At 62.2% G+C, this 22,386-nt stretch carries 19 protein-coding genes; 9 read left to right on the plus strand and 10 right to left on the minus strand.

Translation table 11 applies throughout. The annotated features are described in order from the left end of the window. Window positions 1-42 precede the first annotated feature (42 nt). From GLW01_RS06705 to GLW01_RS06730, 6 genes are all read left to right on the plus strand, one after another. Window positions 43-1,692 (plus strand): fatty acid--CoA ligase, encoded by a 1,650-nt coding sequence (locus GLW01_RS06705; protein ID WP_160898574.1) that lies wholly within the window; start codon window positions 43-45, stop codon window positions 1,690-1,692. A 71-nt stretch (window positions 1,693-1,763) separates the two neighbouring features. Beyond that, the gene (locus GLW01_RS06710) at window positions 1,764-2,564 is read left to right on the plus strand and encodes a dienelactone hydrolase family protein (protein WP_151441676.1); all 801 of its coding nucleotides are present in this window, start codon (window positions 1,764-1,766) and stop codon (window positions 2,562-2,564) included. Between the two features lie 23 nt (window positions 2,565-2,587). Then, on the plus strand, window positions 2,588-3,709 hold the full coding sequence (locus GLW01_RS06715) for an MlaE family ABC transporter permease (RefSeq protein WP_160898575.1): 1,122 nt from the start codon (window positions 2,588-2,590) through the stop codon (window positions 3,707-3,709). Then, entirely contained in the window at window positions 3,703-4,500 is a 798-nt protein-coding gene (locus GLW01_RS06720) for an ABC transporter ATP-binding protein (RefSeq protein ID WP_202405602.1), read from the plus strand. The genes GLW01_RS06715 and GLW01_RS06720 overlap by 7 nt, the downstream gene beginning before the upstream one ends. Next, complete coding sequence (locus tag GLW01_RS06725; RefSeq protein ID WP_151441678.1) at window positions 4,501-5,442, plus strand: MlaD family protein; 942 nt, start codon at window positions 4,501-4,503, stop codon at window positions 5,440-5,442. It abuts the gene before it with no gap. Beyond that, a complete protein-coding gene (locus GLW01_RS06730) occupies window positions 5,439-6,047 on the plus strand; it encodes an ABC-type transport auxiliary lipoprotein family protein (RefSeq protein ID WP_160898576.1) in 609 nt (202 codons plus the stop codon). Before GLW01_RS06725 ends, GLW01_RS06730 begins: the two co-directional genes overlap by 4 nt. On the opposite strand, the gene GLW01_RS06735 is transcribed toward GLW01_RS06730, so the two are convergent. The 4 genes from GLW01_RS06735 to dauA form a co-directional block, all read right to left on the minus strand. Continuing rightward, on the minus strand, window positions 6,044-7,126 hold the full coding sequence (locus tag GLW01_RS06735) for a hypothetical protein (RefSeq protein WP_160898577.1): 1,083 nt from the start codon (window positions 7,124-7,126) through the stop codon (window positions 6,044-6,046). The two genes, GLW01_RS06730 and GLW01_RS06735, sit on opposite strands and share 4 nt — an antisense overlap. A gap of 7 nt (window positions 7,127-7,133) precedes the next feature. After that, on the minus strand, window positions 7,134-7,571 hold the full coding sequence (locus GLW01_RS06740; RefSeq protein ID WP_160898578.1) for a DUF488 domain-containing protein: 438 nt from the start codon (window positions 7,569-7,571) through the stop codon (window positions 7,134-7,136). Continuing rightward, on the minus strand, window positions 7,568-8,239 hold the full coding sequence (locus GLW01_RS06745; RefSeq protein WP_160898579.1) for an META domain-containing protein: 672 nt from the start codon (window positions 8,237-8,239) through the stop codon (window positions 7,568-7,570). Before GLW01_RS06745 ends, GLW01_RS06740 begins: the two co-directional genes overlap by 4 nt. A 68-nt stretch (window positions 8,240-8,307) precedes the next feature. Next, window positions 8,308-10,050 (minus strand): C4-dicarboxylic acid transporter DauA, encoded by a 1,743-nt coding sequence (gene dauA, locus GLW01_RS06750; RefSeq protein WP_160898580.1) that lies wholly within the window; start codon window positions 10,048-10,050, stop codon window positions 8,308-8,310. Between the two features lie 147 nt (window positions 10,051-10,197). On the opposite strand from dauA, the gene GLW01_RS06755 reads away from it, so the two are divergent. Next, the gene (locus GLW01_RS06755) at window positions 10,198-10,428 is read left to right on the plus strand and encodes a hypothetical protein (RefSeq protein WP_151441684.1); all 231 of its coding nucleotides are present in this window, start codon (window positions 10,198-10,200) and stop codon (window positions 10,426-10,428) included. Between the two features lies 1 nt (window position 10,429). Here GLW01_RS06755 and GLW01_RS06760 read toward each other — a convergent pair whose 3' ends face one another. From GLW01_RS06760 to GLW01_RS06775, 4 genes are all read right to left on the minus strand, one after another. Then, the gene (locus GLW01_RS06760; protein ID WP_095617633.1) at window positions 10,430-10,615 is read right to left on the minus strand and encodes a ribbon-helix-helix protein, CopG family; all 186 of its coding nucleotides are present in this window, start codon (window positions 10,613-10,615) and stop codon (window positions 10,430-10,432) included. Between the two features lie 119 nt (window positions 10,616-10,734). After that, window positions 10,735-12,441: a sensor domain-containing diguanylate cyclase gene (locus tag GLW01_RS06765; RefSeq protein ID WP_286173233.1), complete on the minus strand. Its 1,707-nt coding sequence runs from the start codon at window positions 12,439-12,441 to the stop codon at window positions 10,735-10,737. Window positions 12,442-12,733: 292 nt separating this feature from the next. Next, window positions 12,734-13,612, minus strand: a complete 879-nt coding sequence (locus tag GLW01_RS06770; protein ID WP_160898582.1) for an alpha/beta hydrolase — start codon at window positions 13,610-13,612, stop codon at window positions 12,734-12,736. A gap of 57 nt (window positions 13,613-13,669) precedes the next feature. Continuing rightward, window positions 13,670-14,695, minus strand: coding sequence for a Fe(3+) ABC transporter substrate-binding protein (locus GLW01_RS06775; RefSeq protein WP_160898583.1), 1,026 nt, complete (start codon window positions 14,693-14,695; stop codon window positions 13,670-13,672). 188 nt (window positions 14,696-14,883) lie between these two features. On the opposite strand from GLW01_RS06775, the gene GLW01_RS06780 reads away from it, so the two are divergent. Further along, complete coding sequence (locus GLW01_RS06780) at window positions 14,884-16,029, plus strand: ABC transporter ATP-binding protein (protein ID WP_237416516.1); 1,146 nt, start codon at window positions 14,884-14,886, stop codon at window positions 16,027-16,029. 20 nt (window positions 16,030-16,049) lie between these two features. On the opposite strand, the gene GLW01_RS06785 is transcribed toward GLW01_RS06780, so the two are convergent. Continuing rightward, window positions 16,050-17,699 carry an ABC transporter permease gene (locus GLW01_RS06785; RefSeq protein WP_295717028.1) on the minus strand — a complete coding sequence of 550 codons (1,650 nt, stop codon included), beginning with the start codon at window positions 17,697-17,699 and terminating at the stop codon, window positions 16,050-16,052. Between the two features lie 435 nt (window positions 17,700-18,134). On the opposite strand from GLW01_RS06785, the gene GLW01_RS06790 reads away from it, so the two are divergent. Next, a complete protein-coding gene (locus GLW01_RS06790) occupies window positions 18,135-21,446 on the plus strand; it encodes a methylmalonyl-CoA mutase family protein (RefSeq protein WP_160898585.1) in 3,312 nt (1,103 codons plus the stop codon). A 51-nt stretch (window positions 21,447-21,497) separates the two neighbouring features. Here GLW01_RS06790 and GLW01_RS06795 read toward each other — a convergent pair whose 3' ends face one another. Beyond that, complete coding sequence (locus GLW01_RS06795; RefSeq protein WP_160898586.1) at window positions 21,498-22,385, minus strand: hypothetical protein; 888 nt, start codon at window positions 22,383-22,385, stop codon at window positions 21,498-21,500. Window position 22,386 lies beyond the last annotated feature (1 nt).

Consider the following 22,386-nt stretch of genomic DNA (forward strand, 5'->3'; position numbering starts at 1 on the left):
CTTGTCGGGTGCACATCCAACAACAAGCAAGAGAGGCGCCCAATGGCACAGCCCAAGACCCTGCCCGCCGCCGAGAACGCGCACAGCTACCCCCTGCTCATCAAACAGCTGCTGCTTTCCGGCCCGCGCTACAACCCGGACCAGGAGATCATCTACGCCAACCGCAGCCGCTACACCTACACCGACCTGGTCGAGCGCATCCACCGCCTCGCCCATGTGCTCACGGATGCAGGAGTTAAGCCAGGCGACACAGTGGCAGTACTGGACTGGGACACCCCGCGCTACCTGGAATGCTTCTTCGCCATTCCCATGATCGGCGCTGTGCTGCACACCGTGAACGTGCGCCTGTCACCGGAACAGATCCTCTACACCATGAACCACGCCGAGGATGACCTGGTTCTGATCCACGATGATTTCCTGCCCCTGGTGGAGGAAGTCAGCGACCAGCTGGAAACCGTCAAGGGCACCATCCAGCTCACGGACAACAACGCCGCGAAGAAAACCCAGCTGGAAACCCACGGCGAATACGAAGCCCTGCTGGGCAAAGCCAAGCCCTGCTTCGAATTCCCGGATTTCGACGAAAACGCCATCGCCACCACCTTCTACACCACCGGCACCACCGGCAACCCCAAGGGCGTGTTCTTCACCCACCGCCAGCTGGTACTGCACACACTGGTGGCCACCGGCACCCTGTCACACTTTGATGAACAGCCCCTGCTGCGCTCCAGCGACGTCTACATGCCGATCACACCCATGTTCCATGTGCATGCCTGGGGGGTGCCCTACGCCGCCACCATGATGGGTGTAAAGCAGGTCTACCCCGGCCGTTATGAGCCAGAGCTTCTGGTGGAGCTTCTGAAGACCCACAACGTCACCTTCTCCCACTGCGTGCCCACCATCATGCAGATGCTCATGGCCACTGACGGCATCAAGACCGCGGACCTGAGCAACTGGCATGTTCTGATCGGCGGCAGCGCCCTGCCCAAGGGGCTGTGTGATGCAGCGGCCAGGATGGGCATCAGCATGTACACCGGCTACGGCATGTCCGAGACCGGCCCACTGCTGACCGCCACCCACCTCAAACCCGAGGACCTGGACCTGCCGCCGGAACAGCAGACGGAGAAGCGCATCAAGACCGGTGTACCGGTGCCCATGGCCGAGATCGAAATCCACGACGAAGACGGCAACCCACTGCCGAAAGACGGCGTGGCCCAGGGCGAAGTCGTGGCCAGGTCACCCTGGCTGACCGCCAGCTACCTCAAGAATCCCGAAAAGGGCGAGGAACTGTGGGCCGGGGGCTGGCTGCACACCGGCGACGTTGCCAGCATCGAGCCGGACAACACCCTGGTGATCAAGGACCGCATCAAGGACGTGATCAAGACCGGCGGTGAATGGATCTCCTCGCTGGACCTGGAGAATCTGATCAGCCAGCATCCGGCCGTGGCCGCCGCGGCGGTTGTGGGCCTACCGGACGAGAAATGGGGTGAACGCCCGCACGCCCTGGTGGTCCTGAATCCCGGCCAGGATGCCGACGCCGAGACCATCAAGAGCCATCTCCAGGGCTTCGTGGACAACGGCACCATCAACAAGTGGGCCATCCCGCAGGGGATTGACTTCGTTGAGGACATCCCCAAGACCAGCGTCGGCAAGGTGAACAAGAAACTGATCCGGGACCAGCTCAGCAACGGCTGAGACAGCACTGGTCGGCAACCCCCGACCTGGCGTATGGTTTCGAACACAAGCCCAAACCAAGGGAGTTGAACATGACAGGCACATTGACCCGTGTGGGTATTCCGCTTGCTCTAACCGCATTAATCGCCGTGCCGGCAACAGCGGCCGTCCAGACCCAGGAGATTGAGTACAGCGTCCAGGGTCAGACCCACACAGGCTACATGGCCTGGGATGACAGCGTCAGCGGGGAACGCCCCGGTGTTCTGGTGGTTCATGAGTGGTGGGGCCACGGTGAGTTCAGCCGCAACCAGGCGGAAAAGCTGGCGGAAGAAGGCTATACCGCTCTGGCGCTGGATATGTACGGCGAAGGCAAACACGCCGAGCATCCCGAGAAGGCCAAGGAGTTCATGGAGCAGGCCAGCAGCAACATGGACCTGATGCAGGCCCGCTTCCGAACCGCCATGCAGCAGCTGCAGGAACACGACACTGTCGATCCTGACCAGATCGCCGCCCAGGGTTACTGCTTCGGGGGCGCCGTGGTCCTGAACATGGCCCGCCTGGGCATGGACCTGGAGGGCGTGGTGAGTTTCCACGGCAGCCTGGGCAGCCCCATCGAGGCGGAATCCGGTGAGGTGGAAGCAGCCGTGCGGGCCTATACCGGCGGCGCCGACCAGTTCGTCCCCTCTGAACAGGTTTCCGGCTTCGTTCAGGAAATGCACAGCGCTGACGTGGACTACGCGCTGCGCAGCTTCCCGGGCGTCCAGCACTCGTTCATGAACCCGAAGGCGGATCAGTACGCCAGGGAGTTCGACATGCCAGTGGGCTATGACGAACACGCGGCGGAAACAGCCTGGGAAGGGACCCTGCGTTTCTATGACGGGATCTTCGACTGACCAGCCATGGCCCCGGAGCCCCCATGGCGGGGACTGAACCGGGGCAGCTCCAGCGCGCCGACGACGGGCAGACGCTCCGGGCCACGGGTGACTGGACCCTGACCCATTACAGCGCCCTGCGCCGAAGCACAAGGGCCATCAGCAGCGCCCCCACCCAGGTGGTGCTCGACGGCATCCAGCATCTGGATACAGCGGGGGCCACCCTGCTGGCGGAACTGGTGGGCGGCGAGCGCCTGCGCCAGATCGCCGGGAACAGCCCGGAACTCCCGGAAGCCCGCCGGGCCCTGCTGATCACCGTGGCGAATGCCATGGCCGACTGTGGCACCCTGCCACCGGAGACCCGTTGGGGCCCCCTGGAGCTGCTGGCACGCATGGGCAAGGCGCTGACCGATGCCACCGCCAAGGCGCGGCTGCTGATCGGGTTCATCGGGGCCGTTATCGCCTGTGCCGGGCGCTGCCTGATCTCGCCCCGGCGCTGGCGGTTCACCGCGCTGCTGCACCACATGGAGACCACCGGCCTCAACGCCGTGCCGATTGTTGCCCTGCTCACCTTCGCCGTGGGCGCGGTCATCGCCTACCTGGGTGCCACGGTTCTGGGCCAGTTCGGCGCCAGCGTCTACACCATCGACCTGGTCGCCTACTCCTTCCTGCGGGAATTCGGTGTTCTGATCACCGCCATTGTCATGGCCGGGCGCACCGCCAGCGCCTTCACCGCCCATATCGGGGCCATGAACGCCAACGAGGAACTGGACGCCCTGCGCGCCCAGGGCCTGGACCCAGTGGAGCTGGAAGTCCTGCCACGGGTACTGGCCGTGGTGCTGGTACTGCCCATGCTCAGCTTCATCGCCGTACTCGCCGGTCTTGGCGGCGGTGGCCTCATTGCCCTGACCGTGGTGGATATTCCGGTTTCGCGCTTCATCACGGCCATCAGTGAAGTCCCGCTCAACCATTTCCTTGCGGGCCTGGTCAAAGCCCCCTTCTTCGCTTTCCTGATCGCCGTCATCGGTTGCCTGGAAGGCTTCAAAGCCGGGGGCAGCGCCCGCTCCGTCGGGGTACACACCACTTCCAGCGTGGTACAGTCGATTTTTGTGGTGATCCTTCTGGATGCCCTGGCGGCCATGTATTTCATGGAGATCGGATGGTGATGGATACCGCGCGCGGCGCCCTTATCGAGGTCAGCGGACTGAGTAACCGTTTCGGGGATCACAGGGTCCATGAGAATCTGGATCTGAGCCTGGACAAGGGGGAGATCCTGGGCGTGGTCGGCGGCTCCGGCTCCGGCAAGTCGGTACTGCTGCGCAGCATCATCGGCCTGCATGAACCCAATAACGGCCGCATCAACCTCGAGGGCGCCCCCCTGGACCACCGGGGCGCGCCGGATCCACGCCTGACCCGTCGTACGGGGGTGCTGTTCCAGCGTGGGGCTCTCTATTCCTCTCTGACCCTGTGCGAGAACATCTCGTTGCCCCTGCGGGAGAAGGCGGGCCTCGGAAAGGCCGATGCCGAAGCACTGGCGCTTACCCGGATCCGGCTCACCGGCCTGGAAGCCAAGACCGCAAGGCTCTACCCGGAAGCCCTCTCCGGCGGCATGGTCAAGCGCGCCGCCCTGGCCCGGGCGCTGGCGCTGGATCCGGATCTGCTCTTTCTCGATGAGCCCACGGCTGGCCTTGATCCCATCAGCGCCGCCGCTTTCGACGAACTGATCCTGACCCTGCGCGACGCCCTGGGCCTGACCGTGTTCCTGGTGACCCATGATCTGGACACACTCCACCGCGTATGTGATCGGGTAGCCGTGCTCGGCCAGGGGCACGTAATGACCATAGGTACCCTTGACGAGGTTGCCAACATGGACGATGAGTGGATCCGGGCCTACTTCCACGGGGCACGTGGCCGGGCGGCCATGCGCCAATCATCCACCAACCGGGAGAGTGCCTGAATGGAGACCCGTGCCCATCACATCCTGATCGGGCTCTTTGCCATCCTGATGGTGGCCGGTCTGCTGCTGTTCGGCTGGTGGTTGTCGGAAGGCGGTCTCCATCAGAAGCAGGCGGAATACCGCATCATCTTCAATGAGGCCGTCTCAGGGCTCACCGTTGGCAGTAACGTCAAATACAACGGCATTACGGTTGGTCAGGTCACCTCGCTTGAACTCGATCCGCGCGACCCACGCCGGGTGCTTTCCCGCATCGAGGTGGACCCAAGCACGCCCGTCAAACAGAACACCCATGCCCAGATCCAGCCCACGGGCCTGCTCTCCGGAACCGCCCATATCCGGCTCAGTGGTGGCACACCGAACAGCCTGGCCCTGGTGTCGGAACCCGGCACCACGCCGGAGATCCCGGCCCGTCCGTCGCCCTTCTCCCAGCTGCGCGAACAGAGCGGCGACATCCTCGCCAACATCAACCAGCTGGTGCAGCGCATGGAATCCCTGCTCTCCAGACGCAACCTGGAGAACATCGACCGGACCCTGGACGGCATGGCGGAACTGACCCGCAACCTGAACAACCAGCAGGAACGGATCAGCAGGACCCTGGAGACCTGGAACCGGACCGGCCAGCAAGCGCAGACAACCCTGAGCGAAGCACGGGCTCTGATCACGGATACCCGGCAGATGCTGAAGAAAGACGCGCCGCAGGCCCTGGCGGATACCGCGGAAGCCGCACGCGCCACACGCCGGGCGGTTACGGAGGTCGAGGCACTGGTCAGCGGCAACAGGGAAGCCCTGGAAAAGGCCATGCAGGGGTCCGCCAGCCTGGGCCCGACCCTGGAGGAAATGCGCCGGACCCTGGGCGCACTGCGTGATCTCAGCCAGCGGCTGGAATCCGATGCGGCCGGCACCCTCTTCAATCGGGACAAACTCGAGGAATACCAGCCATGAAACACACGGCCCATCTGCCGGCACGGCTTGTGATACTGCTTGCCGTCACCCTTGTGGGGGCCTGCAGCGTGCTGCCGGAACCCAACCGCTATGAGCTCTACCGGCTGCCGCCCTCCAGCCTGAACGAACAGCCCGTGGAGCCCAGCGCCACGTCACTGGTGATCCGGGCCCCCAGGGCAGACGACCTCACCAGCAGCAACCGGGTGGTCGTACTCCGCGAGGGGCAGCGCCTGAGCGCCTGGTCAGGCATCCGTTGGAGCGCGCCGGCTCCGGAACTCTGGCGGGATCAGGTTCTGGACGCCTTCCACAACACCGGCGCCTTCCGCACACTGGGCATCCGTGATGACAACCTGAACGCGGACCTGGCCCTGAGCGGCCATCTACGCGCCTTCCTGGTGGACCAGACCAGGGCAACGCCACGAGCCGTGATCCGGTTCGATGCGCAGCTGGTCGACAGACGGGAAGACGGCACCAGAGCCACCCGCCGGTTCAATGTCTCCGAACCGCTGGCGAAAAACACGCCCACGGCCGCAGCCCGCGCCATGGGCACGGCTACCGACCGCATGGCCGAACAGCTACTGGACTGGATGGCGTCCGAACGCTAGCGCCCGAAGCCGAACGCCTCCCCGAAGCTGGAGCAGCGTTCATACCGGACCACCTCACCGCTTTCCAGTTCCAGCGCCACCCGGTGATGGGTTCCGGTGTGGGGCCCGAAGCGCACCTCGCCATTACGCTCGGCACTGATGGCCACAACGCCACTGGCAGAGCAGGGGGCCTGTTGCTCCACCAGCCCCGTGCCGGTGGCGATATCCACCCAGCCCCCGAGCTCGGAACTGAACAGGCGCCCCTCAATCGTGGTCACGAAACGCGTGTTGAAGGAGGCGAAGTCACTGTCGCCCTCCCCTTCCTCCGGGGTGATCTCATCACGTACCCCCCTGAGAGCGGTATAGGTTTCGCCCAGCACCATCTCCATACGCTCGGTACTGCGCACCACACCGCCCTCAGCCGGGCGCAGGACCCGCTGCTCACCACGCAGAGCGATCGGCTGACGCTGGCTGCCTTCTCCCTGGTAGCCATGGACATCGAAGGACTCAATCACCTGCTCACGCCCTACCAGGGGGCGGAAGTCTCGCCGGTAATAACCGTTGAGCGATAGCATGGGGCCATCCCCAAAGTGACCACGGCACTGATCAAACTGGTAGAGCAGCTCCCTGGAGCCCGAGCGCTCGCCGTCCGGCCCCTGCCATTCCAGGTGGAAAACACCGCCGTCCGGGCAACGCCGGGTTTCACGGTCACCGCCTGAACCACCCAGATTCACGGCACCCTGAACATGGCTGGCCACGGGCGCCATGAAGGCCCGCGAGCGCATACGGTAGAACGCCGCCAGTGCGCGGCCCAGCGCCTCCGGCTCATCCAGCTGCGCGGGCCGGGAGACCTGCTCGCGTTGTTCAGCGAAGGAAGGTTTTGTCTCCCTGCTGCTATCGTCCGCGCCATCGCTGTTTTCCGCGGAGGCCGGTTCACTGGCGGCTTCATCCGCGGATTGGTGGGATTGTTGGCTCTGTTGGGGCACCTCGCCCACCCGCACAACCTTGGGGTCAACATCCGGCGGGCGAAGGCTGCAGCCTGTCAGGCCCACCAGCACCAGCGCTGCCAGCGCCAGTGCCCGACTTCCATCTGCTTTCAACAAAGATTCAACCTCGGTCGGCACCGGTGTCGGGGACCTGGTCCGCGTAACACACCGGTGAACTGGATTCGTTGGGGCCCATGGTCTCAGCCCACTCCTGTGCCAGAATCTCCGCCAATACCACCGCCTGGTTGTGCTCGCGGTCGCGGGCGGCATACAGGAGGGTCACGCAGCCCTTTTCCATCTGTTCCATAAGCCGGGAGAGCGCTTCAGGGCACTGGGCCAGCTCATCCCGGTAGGCCTCCCGGAACCCCTGCCAGCGTTCCGGGTCATGCCCAAACCATTTGCGCAGTTCCGTGGAAGGTGCCAGCTCACGGCACCATTCATCCAGTGCCGCTGCCTGCTTGCTGATGCCCCGGGGCCAGACCCGGTCCACCAGCACGCGGTAACCATCGTCGTCGGAGACGGAATCATGGATCCGCCGGGTCCTGATCCGGTCTGTCATTCCGGGCCTCCTTCCGCGGATGCCGAGGCCCTGATCAACCCGTTGTCCTCACGACCAACGAGCACCAACGTTCCATCCGCTTCCATGCGAGCGTTTTCAACCCGGCTCAAAGCCCCGATAAACCGTTGCTCGAAGCCCATGACAGAAGACGGACAGGCCATCCGGGTGGTGGCTGCCCGCTCAATAATCAAGCGATCCCCGACACGTTCCCAGGCCGCCATGAAGTGGTTGCAGCCGGACCGCCCCGCAAGACGGCCCTCCGGCATGAAGTTCAGGGTGACCGGCCGTGCCTGTTCCGGTACCGACGCGTCCTCCACCGCGAACACACGCCATTCGGGGGACTCCAGGCTCGCCCGGTCCGTATGCCTGCACTCGGGAAGACGCTCCCCGGCCAGGGTTACGGTAACCCGCTCGCCCTTGCTCCAGAACTCGGTGTCGCCGGAACGGCTGCGGTACAGGGCCCCAGTGGCACTTTCCTCGCGCCTGAGTTCCCGCCTGCCGTCCTCCATGTGCAGCTGCAGCCGGTCTCCGGCAACACTGTACCCCAGAGTGCGGTCACCACAGCTCAGCTGGTGATCCGCCGCCTCAGTCCCCTCCGGCATCAACTGACAGGCCGGCAACGCCAGCATCAGAACCAGAAGAGCAGGAACAGCCACGGGTATTCGCATGCACGGACTCCGGCAACCGCCTTTCAGAATGTGAAAACAGTATAAAGGCTTGATCGCCGGTTGTGGGATTACCTGTGCGAGTAACACCACCGCAGCGCCAGTGAGCGCGCGGCCGGAAGGCCGGAACAGTAACCGAGCCGCCCCTGCACGCTGCGCAACCCTGCACGGCGGAGCTTCAGGATGATGCGTGCGGGCAGCCCGGCCAGGATCAGGGAGACGCCATCGTGGTGCATTTCCCGGATCAGGGTTTCCAGCGCCACAATGGCCGTGCCGTCCATGCTGGGCACATCGTGCATGTCCAGGATCACGATACGGATTCTCGGGTCCACCAGACGCAGGGAGGTCACGGCCTTCTCGGCCGCACCGAAGAACATCGGCCCATCCACATCATAGACGGCCACCTCCGCAGGCAGCCCCTCCACCAGGGCATGGTCCTCAGCACTGACCTGCTCTACTTCCGTGAGCAGTGCCATGCGGCGGATGAACAGAGCGGCGGCCAGACCCACTCCCACGGCCACCGCCAGCACCATGTCGAACACCACGGTCAGGGTGAAGCAGACCAGCAGAATGGTCACATCCCCCGCCGGCGCGGAGCGCAGTGTGCGCACGAAAAGCCGTGCCTCGCTCATGTTCCAGGCAACCACGAACAGAAGTGCCGCCAGGGCCGCCATGGGCACCATTCCCAGAACGCCGGCCAATGCCACCACCGCAAGCAGCACCACCAGCGCGTGCACTACCGCCGCGATCGGCGAGCGGGCACCGCTGCGGATGTTGGTCGCCGTGCGGGCAATGGCCGCCGTGGCGGTAATACCACCGAAAAGTGGCGCGGCAATATTCCCCAGCCCCTGGCCAATCAGCTCCGCATTCGGATCATGCCGGGTCCGGGTCATACCATCCGCCACCACCGAACACAGCAGGGACTCGATAGCGCCCAGCATGGCAATGGCCAGAGCTGGTCCGATCAGCGCCTGGATCAGCTGGAAATCCACCGTCAGCGGCTGGCCATCAGGGCCCGGCAGGGACCACGGCGCCGCCAGCGTGGGCGCAATGGGCGGGATCCCGGTGCCGCTTTCGCCTCCCGCCTCCCAGGTGAAGCGCGAGGCAATGGTTTCCACTCCCGCACCACCGGCGAACCAGTGATTGATGGCATAGGCCGCAGTCGCCCCGGCAACCAGCCCCATCAGGGGCGCAGGCACCGGCAGCTTCAGGCGTGGCCACATCAGCAGTACCGAGAGCGTCAGCGCACCAATCCCCAGCTCGACCGGGTCAAAACGCGGCAGGGCCCCCAGTATGCGCCCCAGGTTGGCGAGAAAATGCTCTCCCATACTCACGCTGAGCCCCAGAAAGTCCGGCACCTGCAGTACCGCGATCACCACCGCGATACCAGCGGTAAACCCGAGGATCACCGGATAGGGAACAAACTCGATCAGCCGCCCCAACCGGGCCATGCCCAGTGCCACCAGCATGACGCCGGCCATCATGGTCGCGATGAGCAGCCCACCCAGCCCGTATTCCTGAACGATCGGGAAAAGAATCACCACGAAAGCCGCGGTAGGGCCGGACACGTTGAAGCGTGAACCTCCGGTCAGCGCAATCAGAACGCCGGCAACAATCGCTGTATAGAGACCGTGCTGGGGCGCCACGCCCGTAGCAATCGCCAAAGCCATGGACAGAGGCACGGCCACGGTCCCAATGGTGATTCCAGCCATCACGTCGTGGCGCAGATCGGAAAGGCCATAACCCTGTGCCCAGGCGGCACGCAGGCCAGTGGCGATGCCGGGAACATTCCTCAGGAAGGATCGATCAGTCATGGGAAAACAGACTCGCCTTTAGGGACTTCATTCAATGTTAATGGTATTAACATATAATACGCATACTATCATTGGAGAGCCGGAAATTCACCTCGCCACAGCGGCCACAGGCACCGAGACAAGCAACGAATACAACGGGGGAACCAGATGAAGCGCGAGGACATCATCGACCTGCACAGTCATCACAGGATTGATGCGGCACGGGTCATTCCCGCACCGTCGCAAAGTCGAAAGTGGATTCTTTTCTTTCTGGAAACAGAGGGGCGCAGTTATTTCCTGCTGAACGAGAACGACGACATCTGCCAGTTCCAGACCGTCGACGAGGCCATTGGGGAACTGCAGGCGCTCGGTTTCAAGTGGGCGGTGGTCCGGTTCTGAGCTACTTCTCCTCGCCGGAGACAGGAGTACGTGTGGGGTAATCCACACCATGGCGGGCGAGATAGTCCCGGATGAGCTGGCGCACCACCTGGGAGGTGGTCAGATCCTGGGAGGCGCACAGGTTTTCAAAGGCCTTCTTCTTTTCCGGATCCACCAGAACCGTCAGGCGTGCAGTCTTCGTTTCCATAACCATCTCCCGGCACAACGTATTTACATCGAATTATAATCCATTACCCATGCCATGTTCATCAACGCCCCGGTATGCCCCACCTGAACCCCATCCACTGGATAGGGCTTCTGGCCAACCTATCCGGCCACGACCCTGTTACGCCCCTGATGCTTGGCCGCGTACAGTGCCCTGTCAGCCCGGTCCTGCAGGGAGAAGAGATCTTCCCCCTGGCGCCACTGGGCTACGCCAAGGCTCATCGTGACCATGCCCGCGTCACCGAAAGGTTCATCACAGACAGCCGCCCGGACACGCTCCGCCAATTGGACACCCTGCTCAGCATCGGTTTCGGGCGCCAGAATCACAAACTCCTCACCACCCCAACGGGCCAGCGTATCAGCATCACGTAAAGTGCCTGCTACCCGCTGGGCGATGCTCCTGAGAACCGCATCTCCCTCGAGATGCCCAAAGCGGTCGTTCAGCGACTTGAAAGCATCCACATCCATCAGCACCAGGGTCACGTCCTGGTCATAGCGCGCTGCGCTTTTCAGGATGTTCTGCGCCAGCGCCTCAAACTTCCTGCGATTGAACAGGCCAGTGAGGAAATCGGTTTCCGCCTGCTTCAGCGTTGTTATATCCCTCACCACCGCATAGGCGCCGGCTACTTCACCATTACGCAGAATATGGGGCTCATACTGGGCATGAACGGTCTGATCACCACTGGCATAGGGGATTCGAGATTCATAGCTGACAGAGTTGCCGGACAGCGCAGCATCAAGATGGGGGCGGATGGTTTCATAAGCCTCATTACCCAGGACTTCCCATAAGTGCTTACCCCGGATGTCGGCGGCAGAAATGCCGAACCATTTTTCGTAAGCGGCATTCACTTCCTGGTAACGGCGGTCACGATCGATATAGGAGACGAGGATCGGTATCGCGTCCACCAGCAGGTTCCGCCGGCTGACTTCATCGTCAAAGGCTGCTGCGTTGAACAACGCTGATGCCAGAACGCCCGATGCCAGCTCAAGCAACTGGCAGTCTTCCTCGCCAAACGCGTGCGGTGTCGCCAAAAAGACCTTGAAAACACCATAACAACGGTGTTCATGAACCAGCGGCACCATAACCCCCGAAATAAACCCGATCCGCTGGGCCCCCTCCTTCAACCGGACCCGATCATCAGACCGCGAGTCTTCACAGAGCAGCACTTCCTGACGGCGGTAGCTCAGGCCGGAAAGGCTTTCATCGATCGGCAGACGCCAATGCAGTAATTCACCAGCGCGCCCCGCTACTGCGCGGTAAACCAGTTCATCGCCTTCCGCCTCTTCCACCGCGGCGGCATCAGCGTTGGTTATTTCCAGGGCTGTTTCGACAATCTTCTCGCGAACCCGCTGCAGATCCAGGCCACCCTGAGCAACCTCCCGCTGTATCCGGTTCACCGCTTCCAGTTGCTTGCTGCGACGCAATCGCGCGCGTCTGTCGGTAACATCACGCAGTGTCGCCAGATAATGAGTGACCGCACCACTATCATCCTTGACGGGGTAAACGGACCATTCCATCAGAAAGGGTGTTCCATCCCTGCAATAGTTGTAAGTCTCTCCCGTAAACGTTTCTCCGCGCTCCAGCGCCCCCTTGAGACGCTTCAGTACGGCTTTTTCCGTTTTCTCCCCCTGCAGAACCCGCGGCGTAGCTCCCAGAACATCCTCACGGGCGTAGCCCGTCATGGTTTCAAAAGCGCGGTTAACATAGAGGATCCGGGGCCCAGGGGTATCCAGTTGAGGGTCCGTTATCATGATCGCGTCATTGCTCTTTTCCAGAGCCTCTCTGAAAAGTCCGGGTGGCAACTCCATAGGACGTATCTCACTCGAAAGTACGACGAAGCATTCCCTCTGGACAGGGCCGCTGCCCCGTTAAACGCTCTAATGTAGCAGTCTAATACGGAATCGGGGATCCTGATTGGTTCCTGTCACCCCTGCTTGCGGTACCTGTATGGCGTCACCCCCGTCCACTGCCGGATCGGTTCCTCCAGCTTCGCCGCCGAGAACCGCATGCGCGTCACCGGCTGCTCGCAATGCACCGGCAACGGATCATGAACGAATCTGTCACATCATGACCATTCCCGGTCCGTTTTGACCAGCAGGATCAGCCCCCTGAATCACCGTTGAGGGACGCATCCAGAAAGTCCACTGCTTTTGCGGTTGCCCCGTCATTGAACAGGAAACTCAGCACGTGCCCGCGCAGCCAGAGCCGGTAGAGCCGCACGTCCACATCCTTCGCCCTCAGTGCCTGCGCGAAGTCTTCAGCGTGATCAATGGGCACCAGCGCATCCCAGGTGCCGTGGAACAGGAAGAACGGCGGGGCGCCTTCGTGGGCATGATGGATGGGCGAGGCTTCGCGATGCGCCTCCGGATTGGCCTCGTAGGTCACACCCAGCAACTGCTCCAGCCGCCGCCCGCCCTCGAACTTATCGAAGTCCGCCGGCAGGCCTCCCGCCACAACCGCACCGGGTTCCAGCTCGGCGCCACCCCAGGGCTCATTCAGCGGCGACTCCTTCCCGGAGACCAGGCCCAACATGCTCACCAGGTGCGCCCCTGAGGAAAAGCCCCAGGCCCCGACGCGCTCCGGGTCCAGGTCGTAATCACCGCCATTCTCCTGGAACCATCGCATCGCCACCTGGAGATCATGGAGTTGGGCAGGGAATTGGTATTCCGGCGCGAAGCGGTGATCGATGTTCATCACCACAAAGCCCTGCCGCGCCAGCGCATTCGCCCTATCACTCATGTCCGCGCGGGAGCGGTACTCCCAGCCGCCGCCATGTACCATCAGAACGCCGGCATGCTGTTTTTCCGCCTTGGTTTCGGGGTAATGGATGTCCGCCCTCAGGGTTTCAGGCCAGTCATCCGGCGTGAAAAGGATGGCCCGGGCAACGCCAACAGCGTATGGGGGTTCGTCAGGGATGCCAGGGCCACTGGCGCAGGCTACCAACAGGAAGGGTGCCAGAAGACCGATCGCAATGCGCATCGCAGGTCGCTTTTTACGAAAGTGGTCTTCTGGGTACGGCAGCGGGTAACGCCGGGATCAGCGCCAGCCCACCTCATCAAACAGCCGGACGGCCCGGGGATTATTGCGGCCAAGCACGCTGACATTAACGTCGTCCGTCTTGAAGTTGCCCCAGGATTCGAGAACCGGATCCGCGAAGGCGCTGTCCACCACCGGGAACTCATTGTTGCCGGAAGCAAAGATATTCTGGGCCTTGTCGGACGCCAGGAACTCCAGGAATTTCCGGGCCTCGTCCGCATTGGGGGCACCGGCTACCACACCCGCGCCACCAATATTGGCGTGGGCACCGCGACCTTCCTGGTTGGGGAAGATGATGCCGACCCGCCGGGCCGCCTTGCGGTCAGCGATCTTGTCGGATTTCAGAAGGCGCACGTAGTAATAGTGGTTCGCCACGCCAACACTGCACTCGCCCGCAGCGACAGCGCGGATCTGGTCCGTATCGCCACCAGCGGGGGACCGTGCCATGTTGTCAACGACGCCCTGGGCCCATTCCTTCGCCTTTTCCTCACCGTGATGGTGGATAAGACTGGCCAACAGGGACTGGTTGTAGATGTTGGAGGAAGACCGGATGCACACCTCGCCCTCAAGCTCGGCGCGGGTCAGGTCCTCGTAGCGCTGGACCAGCTCGGGATCGATGTTCTCCCGGTTGTAGAAGATCGCCCGAATGCGCTGGCTGAAACCAAACCACAGGCCCTCGGGATGGCGGAGTTGGTCGGGCAGGCGCTGCTGCAGGACCGATGACTCCACGGGCTGGAAGACACCCTCCTCCTCGGCACGCCACAGCCGCCCCGCATCCACGGTCATCAGGATGTCGGCCGGGCTGGCCGCGCCCTCGCGCTTGATCCGCTGGATCAACTGGTCCGAATCACCCTCCAGGGTGTTCACCTCAATGCCCGTCTCTTCGGTGAACGCGCTGTAGAGCGCCTCATCCGAGTCATAATGGCGCGCGGTGTAGATGTTGAGCTCTTCCGCGAGTCCAACACTGGGCAGGGAAAGTACGGTTAGAAACGGAGCCAGAACAAGGCTCTTTCGCCATGATGTCATTGCCGGTGCCCTCTTTCTCTGGTTGGTTCAGGGTTGATGTGATGGCTAGCATACCCGAACGAGAATGATTTGCATATCTGTTAATCGTCCTTCGCTGCCCCGGTACCGCGTCCAATAGGCGTTCTCACTTGAATTCATGTTATTCTGAGCTGTTTGGATTATTTCGCCGCATTGGTTGAGAAATCACTATGAACAGCCCGCGTGACGCTGCCTCCATGCCTTCCGATGCTCCCCCGGAAGCTGGGACTGCGACTGCCGCCACCGTACTTGCCCTGGAGGATGCCGGGTACGCAGCCGATGGTCACAGGATCGTCGAGCACGCCAACCTCGAAGTGCGGGCCGGTGAGGTCCTTTGCCTGCTGGGCCCCTCCGGGTGCGGCAAGACGTCGCTGCTGCGAACGGTTGCGGGTCTCCAGCCGCTTTCCGAGGGCCGGATCCTCATCGATGGCCACTGTGTTGCCGAGGCCGGTGGCGCCCACCAGCCGCCGGAGCACCGCCGTGTCGGGCTCGCATTCCAGGAGCCGGCGCTCTTTCCGCACCTCAGGGTCCTCGACAACGTCACCTTTGGGCTCAAGGGAACCAGCGAGAAGGAACGCCGCCAGCGTGCACTGCACCTTCTTGAACTCTTTGGAATGAGCGAATGGGCCCAGGCCTACCCCCACACGCTCTCCGGCGGCCAGCAGCAGCGCGTTGCGCTGGCACGGGCCCTGGCCCCCTCGCCCAAGATCATGCTGCTGGACGAGCCCTTTGCCAGTCTCGACGCGCGCCTGCGCGACCAGATCCGCGACGACACCCTCCACGTGCTCAAACGCCTTGGGGCCGCCACCATGCTGGTGACACACGACCCCGAGGAGGCCATGTTCATGGCCGACCGGATCGCGCTGATGCGTAACGGCCGAATCGTCCAGACAGGCACACCGCGACAGCTCTTCCGTGAGCCCAGCGAGCCCTTCGTGGTCTCGTTCTTCGGCGCCGCCAACGAATGGCAGGGTGAAGTGCGCAACGGGTGGGTTGAGACGCCGGTTGAGCCTGTCGCCGCAGGCAATCTCGCCGAGGGCACCCCGGTCCAGGTCATGGTGCGCCCCGAAGCCATACAGGTGACCCCTCTTCCAGAGCAACCGGGCGAAACCGACTCGAGCCACGTGCTGATGGCCCGTTTCCTGGGCCGGGGCAGCATGCTCCACATCTGCGCCCACGGCAGCGGCGACCAGGAGGCGCACGTGCATGCCCGCGTCCCCGGCCTGTTCCTGCCCCAGGAGGAGCAACCGGTTTCCCTGTCACTGGACCACGATCAGACCTTTGTCTTCCCGCTGCCCCAGGATCCCCCGCAGTAGGAGCCGGCGAGTCAGCCCCGTCAGCCCGTCCGGCGCTCTCCAGGGCGGGCGTGGCGCATGGCCCGGCTCAACAGGATAACCGGAATGATGCCCACGGCAACGATCACCAGTGATGCCGTGGCAGACTCCGCCAGACGTTCATCGGAGGCCAGGTTGTAGGCCCGGATCGCCAGCGTGTCGAAATTGAACGGCCGCAGGATGACCGTTGCCGGGAGCTCCTTCATCACATCCACGAACACCAGAATCCCCGCCGCCAGGAGGCTGCTTCGCATCATGGGCGTGTGGACGCGCCAGAGCGTGCCCAGCGGACTCTGCCCGAGCGTCCTGGCGACCGCATCCATGGTCGGCGTCACCTTGCCCAGGCTCGCCTCCAGCGTATTGAACGAGACCGCCAGGAAACGCACCGCGTAGGCATAGATCAACACAAAGGCACTGCCACTGAAGACCAGCCCCGCCGTCACGTCGAAGTACTCCCTGGTGAACAGGTTCAGGTGGTGGTCAAGCCAGGCGAGCGGAATCAGGATGCCCACCGCGATGACCGAGCCGGGAACCGCATAGCCACTGGCCGCCAGGCGCGTTGCCAGCCGGATCGGCTTCGTCGGGTTGAGACGGCTGCTGTAGCTGAGCATCAGCGCCAGCACCACGGCAACCACCGAGGCCACGGCGGCCAGCACCACACTGTTGAACGCGAATTCCAGAAAGCGCACCCCGAACAGCGGATCGCCTGTGTTGATTGCCATCTGCAGCAGCAGCGCCCCCGGCAGCAGAAACCCAACCAGCACCGGCAGCGCGCAGACCAGGAACGCCCCCAGCGCCTTCGCGCCACGCAACGGGTATTCCGGCAGCTGCTGGTACTTGCTCGTCGTATGGTGGTACTGCCCTCCACCCCGTGAGACACGCTCCAGCGCCAGAACAATCACCACGAAGACCAGCAGGCACGCGGCCAGCTGCGCCGCCGCCACCTGCTCACCCAGCCCGAACCAGGTGCGATAGATGCCCGTGGTGAAGGTATCCACCCCCAGGAACTGCACCGCGCCGAACTCATTGAGGGTCTCCATCATCACCAGCGCCACGCCGCCCACAATCGCGGGTCGGGCCAGCGGAACCGCGATCCGGCTGAACATGCGCCACTTACCCAGCCCCAGCGTCCGCCCCACATCCAGGACACAGACGGATTGCTCCGTGAACGCGGCACGCACCAGCAGGTAGACGTACGGATAGAGAACCACCGAAAAGAGAACCACCGCCATGCCCAGCGAACGCACTTCCGGGAAGGCGTAATCCCCGTGCTCCCAGCCGAACCACTCCCGCAGGGTCGTCTGCAGCGGCCCCGCATACTGCAGGAAATCCGTGTACGCATAGGCAATGACATAGGTCGGAACCGCCAGGGGAAGCAACAGCGCCCACTCGAACACCCGCCGGCCCGGAAAGCGACACATCACCACCAGCCAGGCGGTGCCCGTCCCAAGCACCAGGGTGCCAATACAGACCCCGATACCGAGCAGCACCGTATTCGTGATGTAGCGCTGAAGCACCGTGTCCGCCAGATGGCTCCAGATCTCACCGGAAGGCACAAAGACATGGAGGGCAATAACCGCCACCGGCAACCCAACCAGAGCGGCGACAACAAGCGTTCCCCACGTCCAGAAACCACCGCCCCCGGATTTCACCGACCCCGATTGATGCAGCCCCTCGCTCAACGAATGCCCCCACTCACGCCCAAGGACAGCGCCACCCGTCGTATACCGCGGGCGCGCCACCACAAAATTCGAGCGAATACTAACACAGCCAAAAGATAACCCTTCCCATCCACGCAACCGTAAAGGGATCAAACGCCCGGAACGCAACCATGACACCCACGCCAAAACTGTCATTTAATGACAACTTATTTGACCCCAAACGCCATGGATGGCGGCTTTTTTCCCCTTCAAACTGACAATAAATGCCGATTTTAACACCGCCGGCCGACCAATCCGGGCCACCCTGTAGGAGCGAGCTTGCTCGCGATATTTCCGGATCACTCGCGATTTTTCCGGATCACTCGCGATAGTTTCAGTATCGCTTGCAAGCAAGCTCCTACAGGCTGGACGTAAACGGGACGAATAATGACAACAACACCACTGCGCTTCATCACCTCCACCTCCCTGTTCGACGGCCACGACGCCGCTATCAACATCATGCGCCGCCTGATCCAGCAGAAAGGCGCGGAGGTCATCCACCTTGGCCACAACCGCAGCGTCGATGACGTGGTCAAAGCCGCGCTCCAGGAAGACGCGGACGCCATCGCCATCTCCTCCTACCAGGGCGGGCACAACGAGTTCTTCCGTTACCTCATCGACCGCCTGAACGAGGAAGGCATCGGCCATGTGGCCGTCTTCGGCGGCGGAGGCGGCACCATCACGCCGGAGGAGATCACCGAGCTCGAAGCCTACGGCATCGAACGCCTCTACCACCCCAACGACACCATGCACACCGGCCTCGTCGCCATGATCGACGACGTCGTCCAGCGCGCCGAGCAGCGCCGGAACCAGACGCGCAACCAGACACCGTCCGAGGTGGCTGCCCTGGCCCAGGACCTCTCCGCCCTCGAACGCGGCGACTACAACCACCCGATCCCGGACAGCACCACCCCGGTCATCGGCATCACCGGCACGGGCGGCTCCGGCAAGTCCAGCCTCACGGACGAACTCCTCAACCGCTTCCTGCGCTTCTGCCCGGACAAACGTGTGGCCGTCCTCGCCATCGACCCCACACGCCGGCGCACCGGCGGCGCCCTGCTTGGCGACCGCATCCGCATGAACAGCCTCCAGAGCGAGCGCGCCTTCTTCCGCTCCATGGCCACAAGGCGCCAGAACCTCGCCACCAGCGCCGAGCTGAACAACGCCATCGCCTACCTCAAACAGGCCGGCTTCGACCTGGTGATCGTGGAGACCGCCGGCATCGGCCAGTCCGACTCCGAGATCGTCGACCTGGTCGACCTGCCCCTCTACGTCATGACCAGCGACTTCGGCGCCGCCAGCCAGCTCGAAAAGATCGACATGCTCGACCTGGCCGACGTCATCGTCATCAACAAGTTCGAACGTGGCGGCTCCCTGGATGCGCTGCGCGACGTGCGCAAGCAGTGGAAGCGCAACCACGTGCGGTTCGATGTGGAAGATGAACAGATCCCCGTCTTCGCCACTAACGCCAGCCAGTTCAACGACGCCGGCGTCAGCGGCCTCTTCACGCGCCTCGCCGACTGGCTCCAGTGGGACGCCACCGACCGCTTCCCCTGGGCCCTGCCGGACAGCAACCCCCTGATCGCCGCCGACCGCACCCGCTACCTCGCGGACATTGCCGAGAACAGCCGCGCCGAACGCGACCGCATCGAGACCATGGCCGAGGCCGCCAACCAGGCCCAGGTCACCTGGAACGCCCTTCACACACTGAAGGACCCGGAACTGCCCGAAGCCCTGACCGCCTTCGACAACACCGAACACGAGAACGACGCCTTCACCACCCTGCGCCGCCAGTACAACCATGCGCTGAACCAGCTCGACCCAACCATGCTCGCAGAACTCCGGAACTGGCCCGAACGCAAGGCCGGCGTGGAAGCCGAACGCTACCAGTACCAGGTGCGCGACAAGCTCATCGAAGGCGACAACTACAAAGAAACCCTCAGCGGCCTCGAGATCCCCAAGGTCGCCCCACCCCAGACCCACAACTGGGGCGAACTGGTGCGCTTCCTCGGAAGGGAAAACCTCCCCGGCCACTACCCCTACACCGCCGGCGTCTTCCCCTACCGGCGCGAAGGCGAAGACCCCACGCGCATGTTCGCCGGCGAAGGCACCCCCGAGCGCACCAACCGCCGCTTCCACTACCTGGCCCTGAACCAGCCCGCGGCACGGCTCTCCACCGCCTTCGACTCCGTCACCCTCTACGGCGAAAACCCCGCGCCGCGGCCGGACATCTACGGCAAGGTCGGCAACAGCGGCGTCTCCATCGCCACCCTGGACGACATGAAGAAGCTCTTCTCCGGCTTCGACCTGTGCGACCCCACCACCTCCGTCTCCATGACCATCAACGGCCCGGCGCCCACGATTCTGGCCTTCTTCATGAACGCCGCCATCGACCAGCAGGTGGAACAGCACCTGCGCGACACCGGCCAGTGGGAAGAGGTGCAACAACGGATCGCCGACCGGGACCGCCCCGTCTACCAGGACGAACTCCCCGAAGGCCACAACGGCCTGGGCCTCGGCCTGCTCGGCGTGAGCGGCGAGGAAGTGGTGGACGCCGAAACCTACGAGCGCATCCGCGAACACACCCTCAAACAGGTGCGCGGCACCGTGCAGGCGGACATCCTCAAGGAAGACCAGGCCCAGAACACCTGCATCTTCTCCACCGAATTCGCCCTGCACATGATGGGCGACGTGCAGCAGTACTTCACCGACCACGACGTGCGCAACTTCTACAGCGTCTCCATCAGCGGCTACCACATTGCCGAGGCCGGCGCGACGCCCGTCACTCAGCTCGCCTTCACCCTGGCCAACGGCTTCACCATCGTCGAGTACTACCTCTCACGCGGCATGTACATCGACGACTTCGCGCCCAACCTGAGCTTTTTCTTCAGCAACGGCATGGACCCGGAATACGCCGTCATCGGCCGCGTCGCACGCCGCATCTGGGCCCGCGCCATGAAACACCGCTACGGCGCCAGCGAACGCTCCCAGAAGCTCAAGTACCACATCCAGACCAGCGGCCGCAGCCTCCACGCCCAGGAGATCCAGTTCAACGACATCCGCACCACCCTGCAGGCGCTCTACGCCCTCTTCGACAACTGCAACAGCCTGCACACCAACGCCTTCGACGAGGCCATCACCACCCCCACGGAAGATTCCGTGCGCCGCGCCGTCGCCATCCAGCTCATCATCAACCGCGAACTCGGCCTCAACGCCTGCGAAAACCCCTGGCAGGGTTCGCACATCATCGAGAAGCTCACGGACAAGGTGGAAGAAGCAGTACTGGCCGAATTCGAACGCCTGAACGAACGCGGCGGCGTGCTCGGCGCCATGGACACCATGTACCAGCGCGGCAAGATCCAGGACGAATCCATGGTGTACGAACACAAGAAACACGACGGCACCCTGCCCATCATCGGCGTGAACACCTACCTCCCCAAGGAAGGCCAGGAAGCCGGCGGCGAACTGGAACTGATGCGCTCCAACGACGACGAAAAACACCAACAGATCGACCAGCTCCGCGCCTTCCAGGGCATCCACGAAAGCAAGCGGGACCACTGGCTGGACCAGTTACAACAGGTGGCCGCCAACCGGGGGAACACCTTTGAGGTGTTGATGGAGGCGGTTAAGCATTGCTCGTTGGGGGAGGTTTCGGAGGTGTTTTATGGGGCTGGGGGGGCTTATCGGAGGAATATGTAAAACAACGATTTAGGCCTCTAATCCAAAATTAGACTGTGAACCTAACTTGCTTCATAGCTTACTACCAATATAAGCAATAACTGCACTCTTTTCTTCAACGTCCTCAAACTTTAAATGAATGCGTCCTGGCGAGGGAGTATATCTAGCATGATAATCAAAACACCTTTCCGCCCATCTGTGTTCATCCCAAAAATAACACAACCGCTTTCTAGCCTCATGCTCCGGAGTTATTCTTCCCCCAGTGGATGGGATAGCTCCACCGTCCCGCTGCCACTTTTTTACCAACTCATCAATAAACCATAACTCTTGTTTCACACCCCTAACATCGTTTGATTGTAATTCAATAAGCTCCGCCTTAACGTGCTCCAAAAACCTAACCCTTGGAAAAAGAATTCGTCTGAAATTCCAAATTTCTTCGCCATTTGAAATTCTGTTTAACACAACATTCCGGACACAATCTGATATTTCTTCATTCCCTGCACTTACACTCCGGCAGAAGACTCTATATTCCAAAACACCTTCTTTCTCATCTAAGACAAACTTATCCCCTTCAACAACTTCAACCCTATTCAGAGCTCCACCAACCCTAACCAAAAACTGACCATTTTCAACTGCAACACCAAAACCTCTTACATGCTTTCCATCTAAATAATAATCAGACTCTTCGTCCTCAAAGATTCCATCGGTTCTATCTTCTAAAGTTAATGCTAGCATATGCTTATCACTAACATCTTCGGACCACATCCTCTTCGAGACTTCGTGATTCAACTCAAGTGATCTATTAAAACAAAAACCGTAGTTCCAAACACCGAAACTATAGAGTTTATCTTTAAGGCCGGAAACGGTATCTACAAAAAACCAAAGATTATCAATAAGATTATCAATTATCACATCCTGACCCTTCAAAAAGGTATCATCAGAAACAAATATCGGTTTCATC

The organism is Vreelandella halophila (genome assembly GCF_009856365.1).
Classification (GTDB): Bacteria; Pseudomonadota; Gammaproteobacteria; order Pseudomonadales; family Oleiphilaceae; genus Halospina; species Halospina utahensis_B.

Coding starts and splice junctions, on each gene's coding strand:
- GLW01_RS06705 (WP_160898574.1), top strand. CDS start 43: ATGGCACAGCCCAAGACCCTGCCCGCCGCCGAGAACGCGCACAGCTAC.
- GLW01_RS06780 (WP_237416516.1), top strand. CDS start 14,884: ATGAACAGCCCGCGTGACGCTGCCTCCATGCCTTCCGATGCTCCCCCG.
- GLW01_RS06765 (WP_286173233.1), bottom strand. CDS start 12,441: ATGGAGTTGCCACCCGGACTTTTCAGAGAGGCTCTGGAAAAGAGCAAT.
- GLW01_RS06720 (WP_202405602.1), top strand. CDS start 3,703: ATGGTGATGGATACCGCGCGCGGCGCCCTTATCGAGGTCAGCGGACTG.
- GLW01_RS06730 (WP_160898576.1), top strand. CDS start 5,439: ATGAAACACACGGCCCATCTGCCGGCACGGCTTGTGATACTGCTTGCC.
- GLW01_RS06775 (WP_160898583.1), bottom strand. CDS start 14,695: ATGACATCATGGCGAAAGAGCCTTGTTCTGGCTCCGTTTCTAACCGTA.
- GLW01_RS06725 (WP_151441678.1), top strand. CDS start 4,501: ATGGAGACCCGTGCCCATCACATCCTGATCGGGCTCTTTGCCATCCTG.
- GLW01_RS06760 (WP_095617633.1), bottom strand. CDS start 10,615: ATGGAAACGAAGACTGCACGCCTGACGGTTCTGGTGGATCCGGAAAAG.
- GLW01_RS06745 (WP_160898579.1), bottom strand. CDS start 8,239: ATGCGAATACCCGTGGCTGTTCCTGCTCTTCTGGTTCTGATGCTGGCG.
- GLW01_RS06790 (WP_160898585.1), top strand. CDS start 18,135: ATGACAACAACACCACTGCGCTTCATCACCTCCACCTCCCTGTTCGAC.
- GLW01_RS06770 (WP_160898582.1), bottom strand. CDS start 13,612: ATGCGCATTGCGATCGGTCTTCTGGCACCCTTCCTGTTGGTAGCCTGC.
- GLW01_RS06755 (WP_151441684.1), top strand. CDS start 10,198: ATGAAGCGCGAGGACATCATCGACCTGCACAGTCATCACAGGATTGAT.
- dauA (WP_160898580.1), bottom strand. CDS start 10,050: ATGACTGATCGATCCTTCCTGAGGAATGTTCCCGGCATCGCCACTGGC.
- GLW01_RS06710 (WP_151441676.1), top strand. CDS start 1,764: ATGACAGGCACATTGACCCGTGTGGGTATTCCGCTTGCTCTAACCGCA.
- GLW01_RS06795 (WP_160898586.1), bottom strand. CDS start 22,385: ATGAAACCGATATTTGTTTCTGATGATACCTTTTTGAAGGGTCAGGAT.
- GLW01_RS06740 (WP_160898578.1), bottom strand. CDS start 7,571: ATGACAGACCGGATCAGGACCCGGCGGATCCATGATTCCGTCTCCGAC.
- GLW01_RS06715 (WP_160898575.1), top strand. CDS start 2,588: ATGGCGGGGACTGAACCGGGGCAGCTCCAGCGCGCCGACGACGGGCAG.